The 19,030-nt window shown below is 70.8% G+C and carries 19 protein-coding genes; 12 read left to right on the forward strand and 7 right to left on the reverse strand.

The window, feature by feature from the left end; translation table 11 throughout:
• Window positions 1-225: 225 nt before the first annotated feature.
• From OG904_RS24360 to moaA, 3 genes are all read left to right on the forward strand, one after another.
• The gene (locus tag OG904_RS24360; RefSeq protein WP_405494356.1) at window positions 226-591 is read left to right on the forward strand and encodes a DUF485 domain-containing protein; all 366 of its coding nucleotides are present in this window, start codon (window positions 226-228) and stop codon (window positions 589-591) included.
• The gene (locus OG904_RS24365) at window positions 588-2,243 is read left to right on the forward strand and encodes a cation acetate symporter (RefSeq protein WP_405494358.1); all 1,656 of its coding nucleotides are present in this window, start codon (window positions 588-590) and stop codon (window positions 2,241-2,243) included. Before OG904_RS24360 ends, OG904_RS24365 begins: the two co-directional genes overlap by 4 nt.
• A gap of 196 nt (window positions 2,244-2,439) precedes the next feature.
• Window positions 2,440-3,429 (forward strand): GTP 3',8-cyclase MoaA, encoded by a 990-nt coding sequence (gene moaA / locus OG904_RS24370; protein ID WP_405494360.1) that lies wholly within the window; start codon window positions 2,440-2,442, stop codon window positions 3,427-3,429.
• A gap of 35 nt (window positions 3,430-3,464) precedes the next feature.
• On the opposite strand, the gene OG904_RS24375 is transcribed toward moaA, so the two are convergent.
• Both OG904_RS24375 and OG904_RS24380 read right to left on the reverse strand, forming a co-directional pair.
• A complete protein-coding gene (locus tag OG904_RS24375; protein ID WP_405494362.1) occupies window positions 3,465-3,746 on the reverse strand; it encodes a hypothetical protein in 282 nt (93 codons plus the stop codon).
• Window positions 3,747-3,882: 136 nt separating this feature from the next.
• Window positions 3,883-4,161: a DUF3099 domain-containing protein gene (locus OG904_RS24380; protein WP_405494364.1), complete on the reverse strand. Its 279-nt coding sequence runs from the start codon at window positions 4,159-4,161 to the stop codon at window positions 3,883-3,885.
• Window positions 4,162-4,393: 232 nt separating this feature from the next.
• Between OG904_RS24380 and OG904_RS24385 the strand changes: the two genes are divergently transcribed.
• Window positions 4,394-4,672 carry a GlsB/YeaQ/YmgE family stress response membrane protein gene (locus OG904_RS24385; protein ID WP_405494366.1) on the forward strand — a complete coding sequence of 93 codons (279 nt, stop codon included), beginning with the start codon at window positions 4,394-4,396 and terminating at the stop codon, window positions 4,670-4,672.
• Window positions 4,673-4,761: 89 nt separating this feature from the next.
• Here OG904_RS24385 and tyrS read toward each other — a convergent pair whose 3' ends face one another.
• The 3 genes from tyrS to OG904_RS24400 form a co-directional block, all read right to left on the reverse strand.
• The gene (gene tyrS, locus OG904_RS24390; protein ID WP_405494368.1) at window positions 4,762-6,027 is read right to left on the reverse strand and encodes a tyrosine--tRNA ligase; all 1,266 of its coding nucleotides are present in this window, start codon (window positions 6,025-6,027) and stop codon (window positions 4,762-4,764) included.
• 121 nt (window positions 6,028-6,148) lie between these two features.
• A complete protein-coding gene (locus OG904_RS24395; protein WP_405494370.1) occupies window positions 6,149-7,543 on the reverse strand; it encodes a metallopeptidase TldD-related protein in 1,395 nt (464 codons plus the stop codon).
• Complete coding sequence (locus OG904_RS24400) at window positions 7,543-9,066, reverse strand: TldD/PmbA family protein (RefSeq protein WP_405494372.1); 1,524 nt, start codon at window positions 9,064-9,066, stop codon at window positions 7,543-7,545. The genes OG904_RS24395 and OG904_RS24400 overlap by 1 nt, the downstream gene beginning before the upstream one ends.
• A gap of 185 nt (window positions 9,067-9,251) precedes the next feature.
• Between OG904_RS24400 and fabG the strand changes: the two genes are divergently transcribed.
• The 3 genes from fabG (at window position 9,252) to OG904_RS24415 (ending at window position 11,398) form a co-directional block, all read left to right on the forward strand.
• Entirely contained in the window at window positions 9,252-9,971 is a 720-nt protein-coding gene (gene fabG, locus OG904_RS24405) for a 3-oxoacyl-[acyl-carrier-protein] reductase (RefSeq protein ID WP_328297921.1), read from the forward strand.
• Between the two features lie 5 nt (window positions 9,972-9,976).
• Window positions 9,977-10,750 (forward strand): enoyl-ACP reductase FabI, encoded by a 774-nt coding sequence (gene fabI, locus OG904_RS24410; RefSeq protein ID WP_328297920.1) that lies wholly within the window; start codon window positions 9,977-9,979, stop codon window positions 10,748-10,750.
• 216 nt (window positions 10,751-10,966) lie between these two features.
• Window positions 10,967-11,398: a hypothetical protein gene (locus OG904_RS24415; protein ID WP_405494375.1), complete on the forward strand. Its 432-nt coding sequence runs from the start codon at window positions 10,967-10,969 to the stop codon at window positions 11,396-11,398.
• Here OG904_RS24415 and OG904_RS24420 read toward each other — a convergent pair.
• The gene (locus tag OG904_RS24420; protein ID WP_405494377.1) at window positions 11,379-12,122 is read right to left on the reverse strand and encodes a FadR/GntR family transcriptional regulator; all 744 of its coding nucleotides are present in this window, start codon (window positions 12,120-12,122) and stop codon (window positions 11,379-11,381) included. The genes OG904_RS24415 and OG904_RS24420 overlap by 20 nt on opposite strands.
• A 78-nt stretch (window positions 12,123-12,200) precedes the next feature.
• On the opposite strand from OG904_RS24420, the gene OG904_RS24425 reads away from it, so the two are divergent.
• From OG904_RS24425 to OG904_RS24440, 4 genes are all read left to right on the forward strand, one after another.
• On the forward strand, window positions 12,201-13,526 hold the full coding sequence (locus OG904_RS24425) for a CynX/NimT family MFS transporter (RefSeq protein ID WP_405494379.1): 1,326 nt from the start codon (window positions 12,201-12,203) through the stop codon (window positions 13,524-13,526).
• 5 nt (window positions 13,527-13,531) lie between these two features.
• Entirely contained in the window at window positions 13,532-13,651 is a 120-nt protein-coding gene (locus OG904_RS24430; RefSeq protein ID WP_405494381.1) for an SGM_5486 family transporter-associated protein, read from the forward strand.
• 172 nt (window positions 13,652-13,823) lie between these two features.
• On the forward strand, window positions 13,824-14,039 hold the full coding sequence (locus tag OG904_RS24435) for a hypothetical protein (RefSeq protein ID WP_405494383.1): 216 nt from the start codon (window positions 13,824-13,826) through the stop codon (window positions 14,037-14,039).
• Between the two features lie 166 nt (window positions 14,040-14,205).
• Window positions 14,206-14,724, forward strand: a complete 519-nt coding sequence (locus OG904_RS24440) for a SixA phosphatase family protein (RefSeq protein ID WP_405494385.1) — start codon at window positions 14,206-14,208, stop codon at window positions 14,722-14,724.
• 79 nt (window positions 14,725-14,803) lie between these two features.
• Here OG904_RS24440 and serB read toward each other — a convergent pair whose 3' ends face one another.
• Entirely contained in the window at window positions 14,804-16,009 is a 1,206-nt protein-coding gene (gene serB, locus OG904_RS24445) for a phosphoserine phosphatase SerB (protein WP_405494387.1), read from the reverse strand.
• A 374-nt stretch (window positions 16,010-16,383) separates the two neighbouring features.
• On the opposite strand from serB, the gene OG904_RS24450 reads away from it, so the two are divergent.
• Window positions 16,384-18,888, forward strand: a complete 2,505-nt coding sequence (locus tag OG904_RS24450) for an FHA domain-containing protein (RefSeq protein ID WP_405494389.1) — start codon at window positions 16,384-16,386, stop codon at window positions 18,886-18,888.
• The last annotated feature ends 142 nt before the right edge of the window (window positions 18,889-19,030 follow it).

Raw genomic sequence — 19,030 nt, forward strand, 5'->3', positions numbered from 1 at the left:
CGGGCGCGGTCGCGCCCGACGGGTGCATGTCACCGGAACCTAGTGCCGCCGTTCGACTCTGCGCCATCAGTTCGAGAAATCAGTTCCCAGAGAAACAAAGGGTGTTGAACCGTCCCGACGCGCCGGCCGTGCCGTTGACAGGGGGGATCAGCGCCACCGTCCCCCCACACGGAGGTTGTTTTGTCCGTCGTCCCCACCGCACCCGCGTCACAAGGAGAGTCCCCCGTGACCACCGAAGCAGCGCCGCCCCCGGGCAGCGCGGGAACGCCGCCGGCGGGCCCCGCGGCCGAAGAGTTCGTACGCGTCCAGCAGAGCGCGGAGTTCGCCGACCTGCGCCGCGCCCACCGCTCCTTCGCCTTCCCGCTCACCGCGGCGTTCATCGCCTGGTACCTGCTCTACGTCCTGCTCTCCAACTACGCGGGCGGGTTCATGGGGACGAAGCTCTTCGGCAACATCAACGTCGCCCTCGTGCTCGGCCTCGGCCAGTTCGCGACGACCTTCCTCATCGCCTGGCTGTACTCGCGCCACGCGGCGGCCAAGCTCGACCCGAAGGCCTCGGCCATCAAGGCACGGATGGAGGCGGGCGAATGAGCGCCCCGCTGTACGTGGCCGTCGGCGCGGCGGCCACGGCGGGTACGACCACCGCCGCCGGAGCCACCGAGCACCGCCCGCTGATCATCACCCTGTTCGGGCTGTTCGTCGTGGCCACCCTGGTCATCACGGTCTGGGCCGGCCGCCAGACCAAGGACGCCGCCGACTTCTACGCGGGCGGCCGCCAGTTCACCGGTTTCCAGAACGGCCTGGCCATCTCCGGCGACTACATGTCCGCCGCGTCCTTCCTCGGCATCGCCGGAGCCATCGCGCTCTTCGGCTACGACGGCTTCCTCTACTCCATCGGCTTCCTGGTCGCCTGGCTGGTGGCGCTGCTCCTGGTCGCCGAGCCGCTGCGCAACTCCGGCCGCTACACGATGGGCGACGTGCTCGCGTACCGGATGCGCCAGCGCCCCGTGCGGACCGCCGCCGGCACCTCCACCATCGTGGTCTCGATCTTCTACCTGCTCGCCCAGATGGCCGGAGCCGGCGTGCTCGTCTCGCTGCTCCTCGGCATCACCAGCGACCTCGGCAAGATCGTGATCGTCTCGCTGGTCGGCCTCCTGATGATCCTCTACGTCACCATCGGCGGAATGAAGGGCACCACCTGGGTCCAGATGATCAAGGCCGTCCTGCTGATCGCGGGCACGCTGCTGATCACCTTCCTGGTGCTGGTCAAGTTCAACTTCAACATCTCGGACCTGCTGGGCAAGGCCGCCGACAACAGCGGGCAGGGGGCGAAGTTCCTGGAGCCGGGCCTGAAGTACGGCAAGGACTCGATCACGAAGCTCGACTTCATCTCCCTGGGCCTCGCCCTGGTCCTCGGCACCGCGGGCCTGCCGCACATCCTGATCCGCTTCTACACGGTCCCCACGGCCAAGGCCGCCCGCAAGTCCGTGAACTGGGCCATCGGCATCATCGGCGCCTTCTACCTGATGACGATCGTGCTCGGATTCGGCGCCGCGGCGCTGCTCAAGCGGGCCGACATCATCGCCTCCAACAAGGCCGGCACCACCGCGGCCCCGCTCCTCGCCCAGGAGATCGGCGGCGGCGCGGACTCCACCGGCGGCGCGGTGCTGCTCGCCGTGATCTCCGCGGTGGCCTTCGCCACCATCCTCGCGGTCGTCGCGGGCCTGACGCTGGCCTCCTCCTCGTCCTTCGCCCACGACATCTACGTGAACGTGATCCGCAAGGGCAAGGCCACCGAGAAGGAGGAGGTGCGGGCGGCCCGCTGGTCCACCGTGGTCATCGGCGCCGTCGCCATCGGCCTGGGCGCCCTGGCCCGCGACCTCAACGTGGCCGGGCTCGTCGCCCTCGCCTTCGCGGTCGCGGCCTCCGCCAACCTGCCGACGATCCTCTACAGCCTCTTCTGGAAGCGCTTCACCACCCAGGGAGCGCTGTGGTCGATCTACGGCGGTCTGGTCTCCTCGGTCGTCCTGGTGCTCTTCTCCCCGGTCGTGTCGGGGAAGCCCACCTCGATGTTCAAGGGGGCCGACTTCTACTGGTTCCCCCTGGAGAACCCCGGCATCATCTCCATCCCGCTCGGCTTCCTGCTGGGGTGGCTGGGAACCGTCCTCTCCAAGGAGAAGGCCGACCCGCAGAAATTCGCGGAGCTGGAAGTCCGCTCACTCACCGGAACCGGCGCGCACTGACGGCCTGCGGCTGACCGGGATCCTCCGAGCACAGGGCGTGGCCGTGTCGTATTTCCCTACGACACGGCCATGCCCCGTCTCGTTCCTTTGGGCACCCCTACATGCCACGGCCTTCGCGTAGGCTCGTCAGTAGCGCTCGTAGTCTCACCCATCGCGGCGCAAACCTCTACAAACCGGACAGGGGAGGGGGCTTACAGTGCTTCTCGACACCTATGGCCGCGTGGCCACTGACCTGCGCGTCTCGCTCACCGACCGGTGCAATCTGCGCTGTACCTACTGCATGCCCGAGGAGGGTCTGCAGTGGCTCGGGAAGTCCGATCTGCTCACCGACGACGAGATCGTCAGGCTGATCCGCATCGCGGTGACCCAGCTCGGGATCGAAGAGGTCCGCTTCACCGGCGGCGAGCCGCTCCTGCGCCCCGGACTGGTCGGGATCGTCGAACAGTGCGCGGCCCTGGAGCCCCGCCCCAAGATGTCCCTGACCACCAACGGCATCGGCCTCAAGCGCACCGCGCAGGCCCTCAAGGCCGCCGGCCTGGACCGGGTGAACGTTTCCCTGGACACCCTGCGGCCCGAGGTCTTCAAGACCCTCACCCGGCGCGACCGCCACAAGGACGTCATCGAGGGCATGGCCGCCGCCCGCGAGGCCGGCCTCACCCCCGTCAAGGTCAACGCCGTGCTGATGCCCGGGCTGAACGACGACGAGGCCCCCGACCTGCTCGCCTGGGCCGTGGAGAACGAGTACGAGCTCCGCTTCATCGAGCAGATGCCCCTCGACGCCCAGCACGGCTGGAAGCGCGACGGCATGATCACCGCCGGTGACATCCTGGAATCCCTGCGCACCCGCTTCACCCTCACCGAGGAAGGCGCCGACGAGCGCGGCAGCGCCCCGGCCGAGCGCTGGGTCGTGGACGGCGGCACGGCCACCGTCGGCGTCATCGCCTCCGTCACCCGCCCCTTCTGCGGAGCCTGCGACCGTACGCGCCTCACCGCCGACGGCCAGATCCGCACCTGCCTCTTCGCCACCGAGGAATCGGACCTGCGCGCCGCCCTGCGCTCGGGCGCCCCGGACGAGGAGATCGCCCGGCTGTGGAAGGTGGCGATGTGGGGCAAGAAGGCCGGGTCCGGCCTCGACGACCCGACCTTCCTGCAGCCCGACCGCCCGATGTCGGCGATCGGCGGCTGACCGCCGCGACCGCACGGACCGGGGGCTCGGAACGGCTAGATCCGTTCCGAGCCCTCGGGCTGTACCCACTCGTCGAGCTTCACCACGTCCTTGAGGAAACCGCGGACCCCCAGGAACTGGGACAGGTGCTCGCGGTGCTCCTCGCACGCCAGCCAGGTCTTGCGGCGCTCGGGGGTGTGCAGCTTCGGGTTGTTCCACGCCAGGACCCAGGAGGCCGCCTCACGGCAGCCCTTGGCGGAGCAGCTGGGCGCGTCCGCGCGGGGCGCTTCGTTCGGGGAGGTCCCGGAGTTCTCGGAGGTCTCGTCAAGGGGAGTCACGGCTCAACCCTAAGACGGAATGGCGACGCCGAGCAGCCACGGGGGGAGCTGCCCGGCGTCGGTCCGTCGCTCCGACGGGGGATGCGGAGCGCGTAGGCAGTATGTCACGCAGGACCCGGTACGGTGCACTGGAACTTCATGATTGATCTGAGCTTTTCTTGAGGTTTCCGTCGCCCAGTGCCGGGTGCACAGGAGTCGGAATGAAGTGCGACGGGAGAGAGGGCGTCGACTCGCGACCCGCGTTGGCGATGACCACCGCGATGTACGGCAGCAACGCCCCCGCCGCGAGCGTCACCATGGCCACGGGCCGCTGCACGTTCCACAGCACGACCGTCGCGATGACCGACAGGGTCCTGATCCCCATCGAGATCACGTACCGGCGCTGGCGTCCCCGCACGTCCTCGGCGAGGCTCATCCGCGCTCCCGTGATCCGGAAGACCTCGGCTCCGTTCCGCTTCGTCCGCTCCACAACCCACCACCCGATCGACCGCCGGACACTCCCCGGTCCGGACGCTCCCACGGTACGCCGCCCCTCACGAACCGGGCAGAGGGGGTGTCCCCCGAATGGAGCCGTCCGAAATGCGGCGTGGGCCGGACGGGTCGAGACTGGGCCCACATGCGCACAACGCGCCAGGAGGAGGCTCGACATGGGTTGGTTGTGGGCGATCATCGTCGGTTTTGTGCTGGGACTGATAGCCCGGGCGATCCTGCCGGGCAAGCAGCACCAGCCCCTCTGGCTGACCACCGTCTTCGGCATCCTCGGTGCCGTGCTCGGCAACGCGGTGGCCACGTGGATCGGAGTCAACGAGACCAAGGGCATCGACTGGATCCGGCACTTGCTGCAGCTTGCCGGAGCCGTCGTGATCGTCGGGCTCGGTGACCTCATCTACAGCTCGATCCGCGGCAACAAGCGGCAGATGACCTAGCCGGACGCACGGAACACGGAACACGGAGCAGGGGCCGGTCCGGACAGTGCGTCCGGACCGGCCCCTGCTCCGTGTTCGCCCGGTCCCGGCTAGCCGGTGACCTCGACCGCGGCCAGGTTCTTCTTGCCGCGGCGCAGCACCAGCCAGCGCCCGTGCAGCAGGTCCTCCTTGGCCGGGACGGCGTCCTCGGAGGCGACCTTCACGTTGTTCACGTAGGCACCGCCCTCCTTCACGGTCCGGCGGGCCGCCGACTTGCTGGCGACCAGACCCGTCTCCGCGAGGAGGTCGACGACCAGACCCGGCTCGGTGACCCGCGCGTGCGGCAGCTCGGACAGGGCCGCGGCCAGCGTGGCCTCGTCCAGGTCCGCCAGCTCGCCCTGGCCGAACAGCGCCCTGGACGCCGCGATCACGGCGGCGCACTGGTCCGCGCCGTGCACCAGCGTGGTCAGCTCCTCCGCGAGCGCCCGCTGGGCGGCGCGCGCCTGCGGCCGCTCGGCGGTCTGCGCCTCCAGCGCCTCCAGCTCCTCACGGGTCTGGAAGGACAGGATGCGCATGTAGGTGGAGACGTCCCGGTCGTCCACGTTCAGCCAGAACTGGTAGAACGCGTACGGGGTGGTCATCTCCGGGTCGAGCCAGACGGCGCCGCTCTCCGACTTGCCGAACTTGGTGCCGTCCGCCTTGACCATCAGCGGGGTCGCGATGGCGTGGACGTGCGCCTCCGGCTCCACCCGGTGGATCAGGTCGAGACCGGCCGTCAGGTTGCCCCACTGGTCGGAGCCGCCCTGCTGGAGCACGCAGCCGTGGCGCCGGTACAGCTCCAGGAAGTCCATCCCCTGGAGCAGCTGGTAGCTGAACTCCGTGTAGCTGATGCCCTGGTCGGACTCCAGGCGCTTGGCGACCGAGTCCTTCGTCAGCATCTTGTTGACGCGGAAGTGCTTGCCGATGTCCCGGAGGAACTCGATGGCGGACATGCCCGCCGTCCAGTCCAGGTTGTTCACCATGACCGCCGCGTTCTCGCCCTCGAAGGACAGGAACGGCTCGATCTGGGTGCGCAGGCGCGTCACCCAGTTCGCGATGGTCTCCGGGTCGTTCAGGGTGCGCTCGGCGGTCGGCCGCGGGTCACCGATCTGCCCGGTGGCCCCGCCGACCAGCGCCAGCGGACGGTTGCCCGCCTGCTGGAGCCGGCGCACGGTCAGGACCTGCACCAGGTGACCCACGTGCAGCGAGGCCGCCGTCGGGTCGAAGCCGCAATAGAACGTGACGGGACCGTCCGCGAACGCCTTGCGCAGCGCTTCTTCGTCGGTGGACTGGGCGAAGAGCCCGCGCCACTTCAGTTCGTCGACGATGTCCGTCACGGTTCTGGGTCTCCTTGAACGAGATGGAACGGATGAAACAGAAAGCTGGGGTGTTTCCCCGCCAGTCTAGGCGGGGAAGGCGCGGACCTCGGCCTTTTTGTTGATCAGACCCCCTTGCCGATCAGACCCCCTTGCTGACCGAGCTCATGTTGAAGTCCGGGATGCGCAGCGCCGGCATCGCGGTCCGGGTGAACCAGTCGTTCCACTCGCGCGGCAGGGTCTTCTCGGTCCGGCCGGCCTCGGAGGCCCGCGAGAGCAGGTCCACCGGGGACTCGTTGAACCGGAAGTTGTTGACCTCGCCGACGACCTGGCCGTCCTCCACCAGGTAGACGCCGTCCCGGGTCAGCCCCGTGAGCAGCAGCGTCGCCGGGTCCACCTCGCGGATGTACCAGAGGCAGGTCAGCAGCAGCCCCCGCTCCGTGGCGGCCACCATCTCCTCCAGCGACTTCTCGCCGCCCGCGTCCAGGATGAGGTTCCCGAACGAAGGGGAGACCGGCAGCCCGGTCAGTTCCGCGCTGTGCCGGGTCGTGGTCAGCCGGGCCAGCTCGCCGTCCTTGATCCACTCGGTCGGCGGGACCGGCAGACCGTTGTCGAAGACGGAGGCGTCGTCGCCGGAGCTGTGGGCGATCACGAACGGCGCGGACTCCAGGCCCGGTGCGTTCGGGTCGCTGCGCAGGGTCAGCGGGAGCCCGGAGAGCCGCTCGCCGATCCGGGTGCCGCCGCCGGGCTTGGAGAAGACCGTCCGGCCCTCCACCGCGTCCCGGGCCGCCGCCGACCACATCTGGTAGATCAGCAGGTCGGCCACCGCGGTGGGCGGCAGCAGCGTCTCGTACCGCCCGGCGGGCAGCTCGATCTTCCGCTCCGCCCAGCCGAGGCGTACGGCCAGCTCCGCGTCGAGCGCGGTCGGGTCCACGTCCTTGAAGTCCCGGGTCGCGCGGCCGGCCCAGGCGGAGCGCTGCCGGTCCGGCGACTTGGCGTTGAGCTCCAGGGTGCCGTTGGGCTGGTCGTGGCGCAGGCGCAGCCCCGTGGAGGTCCCGATGTACGTGGAGACCAGCTCGTGGTTGGCGAAGCCGTACAGCTCGCGGCCGCCCGTGCGGGCCCGGGCGAAGGCCTCGCCGAGTGCCGGGGCGAAGTCCGCGAACACCGCCGAGGAGGTCTCGGCCGGCGCGTCGGTGAAGTCCGGCGAGGACGGGGTGCCGGTGACCAGCGGCCGCGCGTCCTCCGCCGGACCGGCCCCGCGGGCGGCCGCCTCGGCGGCCCGGACCAGTGGCTCCAGTTCCCCGGCGGTGACGGCGGAGCGCGAGACGACCCCCGAGGCCGTGCCCTCCTTGCCGTCGACGGTGGCGATGACCGTGAGGGTCCGGCCGCGCGTCACGCCGTTCGTGGTGAGCGCGTTGCCCGCCCAGCGCAGGTTGGCCGTCGAGTTCTCGTCGGCGATGACGACGCAGCCGTCCGCGGTGGACAGCTGCAGGGCCCGCTCGACGATCTCGTGGGGGTTCGTGCGACTCGTCGACATCAGCGTCCGGCCTCCTGCGTGGTGTTCAAGATGTTCACGTCGCGGAACAGCGCGGAGGGGCAGCCGTGCGAGACCGCCGCGACCTGGCCCGGCTGGGCCTTGCCGCAGTTGAAGGCGCCGCCCAGGACGTAGGTCTGCGGACCGCCGACCTTCTCCATCGAGCCCCAGAACTCCGTGGTCGTGGCCTGGTACGCGATATCGCGCAGCTGCCCGGCCAGCTTGCCGTTCTCGATGCGGAAGAAGCGCTGCCCGGTGAACTGGAAGTTGTAGCGCTGCATGTCGATCGACCAGGAGCGGTCGCCGACCACGTAGATCCCGCGTTCCACCCCGCCGATCAGGTCCTCGGTGGAGAGCCCGCCCGGATCCGGCTGGAGCGAGACGTTCGCCATGCGCTGCACGGGCACGTGCCCGGGGGAGTCGGCGTAGGCGCAGCCGTTGGAGCGGCCGAGGCCGGTCAGCTTCGCGATCCGCCGGTCCGTCTGGTAGCCGGCCAGGGTGCCGTCCTTGACCAGGTCCCAGCTCTGGGCCTCGACGCCCTCGTCGTCGTAGCCGATGGTGGCCAGCCCGTGCTCGGCCGTCCGGTCGCCCGTCACGTTCATGATCGGGGAGCCGTAGGCGAGCTTGCCCAGCTGGTCGAAGGTGGCGAAGGAGGTCCCGGCGTACGCGGCCTCGTAGCCCAGCGCCCGGTCCAGCTCGGTGGCGTGGCCGATGGACTCGTGGATGGTGAGCCACAGGTTGGACGGGTCCACGACCAGGTCGTAGCGCCCGGCCTCGACGCCCGGCGCCCGCATCTTCTCGGCGAGCAGCCCGGGGATCGACTCCAGCTCGGAGTTCCAGTCCCAGCCGGTGCCGGTCAGGTACTCCCAGCCGCGCCCGGCCGGCGGGGCGATGGTGCGCATCGAGTCGAACTCGCCGGTGGTGGCGTTCACGGCGACGGCGGTGAGCTGCGGGTGGACGCGCACCCGCTGCTGGGTGGTGGAGGTGCCCGCGGTGTCGGCGTAGAACTTGTTCTCGTGGACCGCGAGGAGCGAGGCGTCCACGTGGGCCACCCCGTCGGCCGCCAGGAGGCGCGCGCTGAAATCGGCGAGCAGCGCGGCCTTCTCGGTGTCCGGCACCTCGAAGGGGTTCACGTCGTAGGCGGAGATCCAGGTCTTGTCGGCGTGCACCGGCTCGTCGGCGAGCTCGACCCGCTCGTCGGAGCCGGCGGCCTTGATGACCTGGGCGGAGAGCTTGGCCATGGCCACGGCCTGCGAGGCCACCTTGGCGGCGCCGTCCATGGTCAGGTCCACACCGGAGGCGAACCCCCAGCTGCCCCCGTGCACCACGCGGACCGCGTAGCCGATGTCGGTGGTGTCGGAGCCGCCTGAGGGCTTGGCGTCGCGCAGCCGCCAGGAGGCGCTGCGGATGCGCTCCAGGCGGAAGTCGGCATGGTCGGCGCCCAGCGCGCGGGCCCGGGCGAGCGCCGCGTCGGCGAGCGCCCGCAAGGGCAGCGCGGTGAAGGCCGCGTCGATGGAATGGGGCACGGAGGGTCCTCCCGGAGTCGGGGCAGATGGCACGATCATGTCGCGCCGCGGCTTGCCGTGCCTACATCTTTCTGTAGGGACTCGACAGAGCCCGTACCGAGGCCCTGTCGGAGGTCGATTCTCCGTATGGGGTACATGACCTATAGGTTTTTGGTATTCAGACCGCTAGTCGAAAGGGTGATCCGTTGAGCCGCTCGGTTCTCGTCACCGGAGGAAACCGGGGCATCGGCCTCGCCATCGCCCGAGCCTTCGCGGAGGCCGGAGACAAGGTCGCGATCACGTACCGGTCGGGCGAGCCCCCGGCGGAGCTCACGGCTCTGGGCGTGCTGGCGGTCCGTTGCGACATCACCGACTCCGACCAGGTCGACCAGGCGTACAAGGAGGTCGAGGAGGCCCACGGCGCGGTCGAGGTCCTCGTCGCCAATGCCGGCATCACCAAGGACACGCTGCTGATGCGCATGTCCGAGGACGATTTCGCCTCGGTCGTCGACACCAACCTGACCGGCACGTTCCGTGTGGTCAAGCGCGCGAACCGCGGCATGCTCCGGGCCAAGAAGGGCCGCGTCGTCCTGATCTCCTCGGTCGTCGGACTGCTCGGTTCGGCCGGCCAGGCCAACTACGCCGCCTCCAAGGCGGCGCTGGTCGGCTTCGCCCGCTCCCTCGCCCGTGAGCTGGGCTCCCGCAACATCACCTTCAACGTCGTCGCCCCGGGCTTCGTGGACACCGACATGACGAAGGTGCTCACCGACGAGCAGCGGGCCGGCATCGTCGGCCAGGTGCCCCTGGGCCGTTACGCGCAGCCCGAGGAGATCGCGGCCGCCGTCAGCTTCCTGGCGTCCGACAACGCCGCGTACATCACAGGAGCCGTCATTCCCGTTGACGGCGGATTGGGCATGGGTCACTGATCACCATGAGCGGAATTCTCGACGGAAAGCGCATCCTCATCACCGGGGTGCTGATGGAGTCGTCCATCGCCTTCCACACCGCCCGGCTGGCCCAGGAGCAGGGCGCCGAGGTCATCCTCACCGCGTTCCCGCGGCCGACGCTGACCGAGCGCATCGCACGCAAGCTGCCCAAGCCCGCCAAGGTGATCGAGCTCGACGTCACCAATGACGAGCACCTGGCCCGCGTGGAGGACCTCGTCCGCGCGGAGCTCGGCGGCCTCGACGGCGTCGTCCACTCCATCGGCTTCGCGCCGCAGGACGCCCTCGGCGGCAACTTCCTGAACACCCCGTTCGAGTCGGTCGCCACCGCCATGCACGTCTCGGCGTTCTCGCTGAAGTCGCTGACCATGGCGTGCAAGCCGCTCTTCCCGGAGAACGAGGGCGGCGCGGTCGTCGGCCTCACCTTCGACGCGCAGTACGCGTGGCCGCAGTACGACTGGATGGGCCCGGCCAAGGCCGCGCTGGAGGCCACCAGCCGCTACCTCGCCCGCGACCTGGGCAAGGAGAAGATCCGCTGCAACCTGGTCTCGGCCGGTCCGATCGGCTCGATGGCCGCGAAGTCCATCCCGGGCTTCTCCGACCTGGCGGACATCTGGAACCAGCGCTCCCCGATGGAGTGGGACATGTCGGACCCGGAGCCGGCGGGCCGGGGCGTCGTCGCCCTGCTGTCGGACTGGTTCCCCAAGACCACCGGCGAGATCGTCCACGTGGACGGCGGCCTGCACGCGATGGGTGCCTGATCGCGGGTTCTTCTCCAGCCGTACGGCGGCGGCCGCGCCTTCCCTTCCGGGAGGCGCGGCCGCCGCCGTTTTGGCTTGGGGGACGGGGAGCGTACGGGGTCACTCGATCAGATTTTCGCCGTCCGGCGGGCTCTTCCCGAGTCGAGAATCAGGACATTTGCCTGCAAACTGACCAGGTCGGGATCTTCCCGGCTCCTGCGGGGAGGGGGTACGGGAGTGCGCGCGAGGCGGAGCCGAGCGGTATCCCTGCTGGTCACCTCGGTGGTCCTGACCGGATTCCTGCTCCCCGGGGCCACCGCGCAGGGGGAGGGCGGCGATCCCGCACCCGGTACGGAGGCCCAGGCCCCGGCCGTCGTCGACCTGGCCCAGATCCCGGCCGAGCCGCCCGTGCAGCCCGCGCCGCCCGCCACCCGGGAGCTCTTCGGCGCCGACTGCGACACGGAGATCAACGGCTCGCAGGTGGTCGCGTACTGCCACAACGGCTATCCGCAGACCGATCTGGTCCGGCTGCACGTCGAATGCGACCGCTGGTGGGACGTGGACGGTGACGGCGCCGCCCTGGCCGTCGGCCCGGCCGGCCGGGTTGAGCTCACCAGCCGCTGCTGGAAGGAAGTCCGCTCGGCCTGGGTCAGCCACCAGCGGCAGTGACCCGCGGGGTCCCGGCGGCGGGTGCCCCGGCCGGGGCGGGCCCGGCGGACCGGGCCTCCTTGCCCAGACAGGCGAACGGATAGCCGGCCGCCTCCGAGGCCGCGGCGTCCCCGTCCCCGCGTCGGACCGCCTCGATCAGCCGCTCGTGGTCCAGGTGCGAGGCCGGATCGAGGTCCGTGCCCACGTCGGTGCGCAGCCAGTCGGCCACCAGGTCCCCGAGGTCCGCGTACAGCTCGATGAGCACGTCGTTGTGCGAGGCCGCCACCACCGCCATGTGCAGGGCCACGTCCGCCGCGACGAACACCTCCGCGTCCCCGCCCGCCCACGCCTCCTCGCGCCGCGCCAGCAGCGCGTCCAGCTGTACGAGGTCCCGCGCGGTCCGCCGCTCCGCCGCCAGGCGGGCCGCCGAGGACTCCAGCGTCGAGCGCAGCTCCGCGATGTGCCGGGGGTCGGCGCCGGCGAACCGGCGGTGCATCACCCCGGCCAGCTCGCTGGTGGCCAGGACGTACGTACCCGAACCCTGGCGGATGTCGAGGAGGCCGTTGTGCGCGAGCGCCCGGACGGCCTCGCGCACGGTGTTGCGGGCGACGCCCAGCAGCTCCACGAGCTCGGGCTCGGTGGGGATGCGGGAGCCGACGGGCCATTCGCCGGTGGTGATCTGGTTCCTGAGCTGGGCGATCACCTGGTCGACGAGGGCGGATCGGCGGGGCGAGGTCAGCGGCATGCGGTCGGGGTTCCTTTCCGGACGCAGAACGGGAAGCGCACTGGACAACCAATCATCCCATGATTCTATGATGGTGGAATGTCCGACGAAGAAATCCAGACCCTGAACCGGCCCCGGGCCGCGCGCACGGCCTCCCCGCAGCCCCGCACGGCCACCTCCGGCAGCCTCGGCACCACCGACGCCGCCCCGCAGCCGGCTTGGCTGGGACCCGTGCTCCTCGTCGGCATCGTGCTGGCCGCCCTCAACCTGCGGCCCGCCATCACCAGCCTCGGCGCCCTCTTCGAGGAGACCCGGACCGGCCTCGGCATGAGCGGCACCGTCGCCGGACTCATCACCTCCGTACCCGCCCTCTGCTTCGCCGTCTTCGGCGTCACCGCGCCCCGGCTCTCCCGCCGCTTCGGCCCGGCCGCCGTGGTCTGCGCCGGCATGGCCGCCGTCGCCGCGGGCCTGCTGATCCGGCCCTTCGCGAGCAACGCCGCCGGATTCCTCGCCGCCAGTGCGCTGAGCCTGGCCGGCATAGCCCTGACCAACGTGCTCCTCCCGGTGATCGTCAAGCGCTGGTTCCCCGACCGGGTCGGCACCATGACCGGCCTCTACTCCATGGCCCTGGCCGCCGGAACCTCCCTCGCCGCCGCCACGACGGTCCCGATGACCCAGGCCCTCGGCGGCAGCTGGCGCACCGGCCTGCTGGTCTGGGCCTTCCTCGCCGCGGCCGCCGTCCTGCCCTGGCTGCCCATCGCCGCCGCGGCCCGCAAGGAGAAGGCCGCCGCCGACCCGTCGGGCTCAGCCGCCCGCGCGGCCGCCGACACCGGACCGCGCGTCGTCCGCAGCCGCACGGCATGGGCACTCGCCAGCTACTTCGGCCTCCAGGCCACCGGCGCGTACATCACCATGGGCTGGCTCCCGCAGATCTTCCGCGACGCCGGGGTCTCCGCCTCCACCGCCGGGATCCTGCTCGCCGTCACCATGGTCATGGGCGTCCCGCTGGCCTTCGTCATCCCCGGCATCGCCGGCCGGATGAGGAACCAGGGCCCCATCGCCGCCGTCCTCGGCCTCTTCGGCCTCGCCGGCTACCTCGGGCTCTACTTCGCCCCCGCCGCGGGCGCGTGGGCCTGGGTCATCCTGCTCGGCGTCTCCAACTGCGCCTTCCCGCTCGTCATCACGATGATCGGCCTGCGCGCCAAGTCCCCGGCGGGCGTGGTCAAGCTCTCCGCCTTCGCACAGAGCACCGGCTACCTCATCTCCATCCCCGGCCCCCTCGTCATCGGCGCCCTCTACCAGCACAGCGGCGGCTGGGACCTGCCCCTCGCCCTGATGGCCGGACTGCTCGTCCCGCAGATCGCGCTCGGCCTGCTGGCGGGCCGGGACCGCACGATCGAGGACGAATGCGGCATGCGAGACTGATCGGCATGTCGCCCGTACTTGAACCGAACCCCCAGAACGGCCACCGGAAGCTCGGCCTCGTGCTGGGCGCGATGCTCCTGGTGACCGTCATCATCGCGATCATCGCGACGCTCGCCTCGCCGTAGCGTCCCGGCCGGGCGCCGCTCCGGACCCCCGGTGGTGGGGTTATCCCCCCATCCCCTAGGGGGTCAGGCTCAGGGTCAAGTGGGGTGCGTCCCCGATGGGATCCGCAGGCTCGAATCCTTAGATTCGAAGAACAAGAGCGAGCCCGTCCCACGCGCACCCACGGAGGCGGCCATGTCGGCCCCCACACACCTGGCACCCACGCACCCGTCCGCTCCCCGAGCCGTCGGGGCCGACGCCCGGCTGCCCTGGTGGGGCCTCGCCCTGCCCGCCCTCGCCTTCGGCCTCCTGCTCGTCCTCCTCACCGGATCGGGTGAGGCCCACGCCGCCTCCGGCGAAGGCTCCGCGCTCGTCCACGTCACCGAACGGCTGCTGCGCGTCGTCGGCTGACGGCGCACCAGACGGCAGGACCCCGCACGTGCGGCCGGGCGGCCGGGCTGCGCGGCCAGCCGTGCGGCCGGGCACGCCGCGACGCGCCGGAGCGTGCCCCACACCTGGGGGTGAGCCCCCTCAACACCCTGCGCCCCGTGGCTCGATTCATGCGAAGCTGGGAGCCATGAGCGCCGACACACCCCGCAGGATCGTCCTCCTCCGGCACGCCAAGGCCGAATGGTCGGACGGCACGGACCACGACCGCCCCCTGGCGGAGCGCGGCCGTCACGACGCCCCGGCCGCCGGCCAGAAGCTGGCCCAGACCGGCATCACCTTCGACCTGGCCCTCTGCTCCAGCGCGGCCCGGACCCGGGAGACCTGGAAGCTCGCCGTCCAGGAGCTGCCGCACCGGCCGAAGACCACGTACGAGGAACGGCTCTACGAGGCCTCGCTGGGCGAGCTCATCGCGCTGCTCAGCGAGACCTCCGACGAGGTCGGCAACCTCCTGGTCATCGGCCACAACCCCGGCATGCACGCCCTCGCCGACGCCCTGTCCGGGAGCGCGCAGGGCGACGCACTGGCCCGGATGAACCGCAGCGGCTTCCCGACCTCCGGAATCGCCGTCGTCTCCTTCACCGGCTCGTGGAAATCCGTGGAGCACGGCGTGGGAACCCTGCTGGACTTCTGGACCCCGCACGGCTGACCAGTGCCGTGACCCACCACGGAGCGGGCCCCGGCACTTCACAGTGCCGGGGCCCGCTCCGTCGTAGGGGGAGGTCTCATCACGCCAGGTCGGCGGCCTCGACCTCTTCGCGGGTGATGCCCAGCAGGTACAGCACGGCATCCAGGAAGGGCACGTTCACGGCGGTGTGCGCCGCCTGGCGGACCACCGGCTTGGCGCAGAAGGCCACGCCCAGCCCGGCGGCGTTCAGCATGTCCAGATCGTTGGCACCGTCGCCGATGGCCACCGTCTGGGCCAGCGGTACGCCGGCCTCCGCGGCGAAGCGGCGCAGCAGCCGGGCCTTGCCCGCCCGGTCCACGATCTCGCCGGTGACCTTGCCCGTCAGCTTCCCGTCCACGATCTCCAGGGTGTTGGCCGACGCGAAGTCCAGCCCGAGCCGCTCCCGCAGATCGTCCGTCACCTGCGTGAACCCGCCGGAGACCACGCCCACCTGGTAGCCGAGGCGCTTGAGGGTGCGGATCAGGGTCCGGGCCCCCGGGGTGAGGCGCACCTCGGAGCGGACCTTGTCCACGACGGAGGCGTCCAGTCCGGCCAGCAGCGCGACCCGGGCGTGCAGGGACTGCTCGAAGTCCAGCTCCCCGCGCATGGCCCGCTCGGTCACCTCGGCGACCTCGGCCTCGCAGCCGGCGTGCGCGGCGAAGAGCTCGATGACCTCGTCCTGGATCAGCGTCGAGTCCACGTCCATGACGACGAGGCGCTGGGCCCGCCGGTGCAGCCCGGCCGAGACCACGGCCACGTCGACGCCGATCTGCGCGGCGGCCGTGGCCAGGGCGGTGCGCAGCGGCTCGGTCGCGGTGCCCGAGACGGCGAACTCCACGGCCGTCACCGGATACTTCGCGAGCCGGAAGATGCGGTCGATGTTGCCGCCCGTCGCGGTGATCCGTGCGGCGATGGCGGCCGTGGACTCGGCGGTGAGCGGGTGTCCGAGCACCGTGACGTGCGAACGTCCACTGCCGCGCGGCCGGTTGTCACCGGTGCCGGAGAGGATCTCGGCCTGCAGCCTGAGCGATTCCGCCCAGCTGTGGACGGTGGCCCGCAGCTCGCCCTCGGTACCGGCGGTGGGGTGGGTGACGAGGGCGCACAGGACGATGCGCCCCCGGGTGACGACCTGCTCGATGTCGACGACGTCGACGGAGTAGGCCGCGAGGGTGTCGAACAGCCCGGCGGTGATCCCGGGGCGGTCCTTGCCGAAGATCTTGACGAGGAGGGTGGGGACGTCGGAGGTCTGCGAAGGCGAAGCGCTCATGGTGCCTTCACCGTATCTCCCCGGCCTGCGCGCACGGAGCCCCGTCCCATCTGGCGGAATCGTTTCTCCCCCTACGGCGCCGGAGCCGCCGCCACGGAGCACCGGCCGCGCCCCTCCGGCGTGGTCCGGTGGGCCCGGGGCCGGCCGCCGGACCCGGCGCGGGGCGGGGCGGGAGTGGGCGCGAGAGCGGGCGGGAAGTCCGGAATCGGGTGCTCCGGGCGGCTTTCCACCCCTCAGGACGGCCTCGGGAGCACCCGCGGACAGGCCCGGATTCCCCTTGTGGCCGTACGCCTGAAATAGTTCCCCCGGATGTTCGCCATCCCTAGACTCCCTGACGTCATGGGGGATTCTCGGGGGACTTAAGTGGGGCTGGAGTGCCGGAACTCGTACTGGAATTGAACGGAAGAACTTGGACGCTCGATCCGTCCAGGTCGTACTCGCTGGGGCGCGATCCCCAGGGAGACGTGGTGATCGATGACGCCCGGGTGTCGTGGCGGCACGCCACCATCGCCTGGAACGGGCGGGGTTGGGGAATCGAGGACCACGGAAGCACCAACGGCACCTACGTGCGCGGGGCGAGGGTCCAGCAGGCCGAGCTCGCCCCCGGCACGCCGGTGTACCTGGGCAACGCCACCGACGGGCCGAGGCTGAATCCCGTCGCCGCGGCCGCCCCGGCGCCGCAGCCGGCCGTGGCGCAGCAGTCGCCCGCACAGGCGTACGCGCAGCAGCCGCAGGCCCAGCCCCAGCACCAGCCGCAGCCGTCCTGGGAACAGCAGCCGCAGCAGGTGCCGCACCAGCAGGCACCGCAGGCGCCGCAGGCCCAGCCGTTCCCGCAGCAGCAGGGCGGCGGCGGCACCCCGGGCTACGGCGACCACCGCAGCCCGACGACGTTCCACCAGCTCGCGCTGGGCCACGTCATGCGGATCGGCCGTGCGCTGGAGAACGAGCTGGTGGTCTCCGACCTCCAGGTCTCCCGCCACCACGCGGAGTTCCGCTCGATGCCGGGCGGCCGCTTCGAGATCCGCGACCTCGGCAGCCACAACGGCACCTACGTCAACGGTCAGCCGCTGGCCAAGTCCGGCACCGCGCTGCTCGGCCCGAACGACATCGTCGGCGTCGGCCACTCGACCTTCCGGATCGTCGGCGACCGGCTCGAGGAGTTCGTCGACACCGGTGACGTCTCCTTCTCGGCCCGTCACCTCACGGTCACGGTCGACGGCGGCAAGCAGATCCTCAAGGACGTCACCTTCGGCGTCCCGGAGAAGTCGCTGATCGGTGTCATCGGCCCCTCCGGCTCCGGCAAGTCGACGCTGCTCAAGGCGCTGACCGGCTACCGCCCGGCCAACGAGGGCGACGTCCTCTACGACAACCGCAACCTGTACAAGCAGTTCGCGGAGCTCCGCCAGCGCATCGGCCTGGTCCCGCAGGACGACATCCTGCACAAGGAGCTGCGGGTCCGCACCGCCCTCAAGTACGCGGCCAAGCTCCGCTTCCCGGCGGACACCACCGAGTCCGAGCGCGCCGCCCGCATCGACGAGGTGCTGCGCGAGCTCAAGCTCGACATCCACAAGGACAAGAAGATCACCGCGCTCTCGGGTGGTCAGCGCAAGCGCGTGTCCGTGGCCCTGGAGCTGCTGACCAAGCCGTCCCTGATCTTCCTGGACGAGCCGACCTCCGGCCTCGACCCGGGCATGGACCGCGACGTCATGCAGCTGCTGCGCGGCCTCGCCGACGACGGCCGCACGGTCCTGGTGGTGACCCACTCGGTCGCCGAGCTGGCCATCTGCGACAAGCTGCTGGTCATGGCCCCGGGCGGTTCGGTGGCCTACTTCGGCCCGCCGGACGAGGCGCTGAACTTCTTCGGCTACTCCACCTGGGCCGACGTGTTCTCCGCCTTCGAGAGCTACCGCGACTACGACTGGGCCGGCCGCTGGAAGGGCTCCCAGCACTACCAGCTGTACGCCGCCGACATCGACGCGGTCGCCCCGCAGTCGGTGCAGCCCGCCGTGCAGCAGACCCGGCCCCCCAAGCCGCAGGGCTGGGGCTCCCAGCTCTGGACGCTGATCCGCCGCTACACGGCGGTCATCGCGTCCGACAAGGGATTCATCGGGCTGATGCTGATCCTCCCGGCGGTCCTGGGCGTGGTCTCCACGGTCATCCCGGCGACCTTCGGCCTCGCACCCCCGAAGCCGCCGTCCATGTTCAACAGCGCGGCCGGCACGATCACGCTGATCCTCGCGGTCGGCATGTGCTTCTCGGGCGCCGCCAACTCGGTCCGTGAGCTGATCAAGGAACGGGTGATCTACGAGCGGGAACGCGCGACCGGCCTGTCCCGGTCGGCCTACCTGATGTCGAAGGTGATCGTCCTCGGCTTCATCACGGCCATCCAGGGCGTGATCATCTGCGGGATCGGCTTCTTCCCGCGCGACATGCCGACCGAGGGCCTGTTCATGCCTCCGGCCGTCGAGATCTGCCTGTCGATCACCGCGCTCGGCTTCACCTCGATGATGTTCGGCCTGGTCATCTCCTCGCTGGTGAAGACCGCCGAGAAGACGATGCCGCTGCTGGTCATGTTCGCGATCGTCCAGGTGGTCTTCACCGGCATCCTCTTCCAGGTCTACGACTCCCCGGGCCTGGAGCAGGTCGCCTGGCTGATGCCGTCCCGCTGGGCCGTCGCCGCCGCCGGCACCACCCTGCACCTCGGCAAGCTCATGGCTCCGTGGGACCGCGACCACCCGGAGAACACCGACCCGCTCTGGGACGCCACGGTCGGCCAGTGGAGCTTCGACATCATCGTCCTGGTCCTCCTCGGCGTCGCCTGCGGCTTCCTGGTCGCGCGCCTGCTGCGCCGCCACGAGCCCGAGGTCATGCGCAAGTAGCACCTGACGCCTGACACCTCACACCGCCACACGGCACGTACGGGCACGTACGGGCACGTACGAGCGCCTACGGCACGCGAAACGCCTCAGGGCGGCACCGGAACACCGGGGCCGCCCTGAGGCGCACGGGGGAGCGTGGGGG

This window comes from Streptomyces sp. NBC_00096 (assembly GCF_045041305.1).
Classification (GTDB): Bacteria; Actinomycetota; Actinomycetes; order Streptomycetales; family Streptomycetaceae; genus Streptomyces.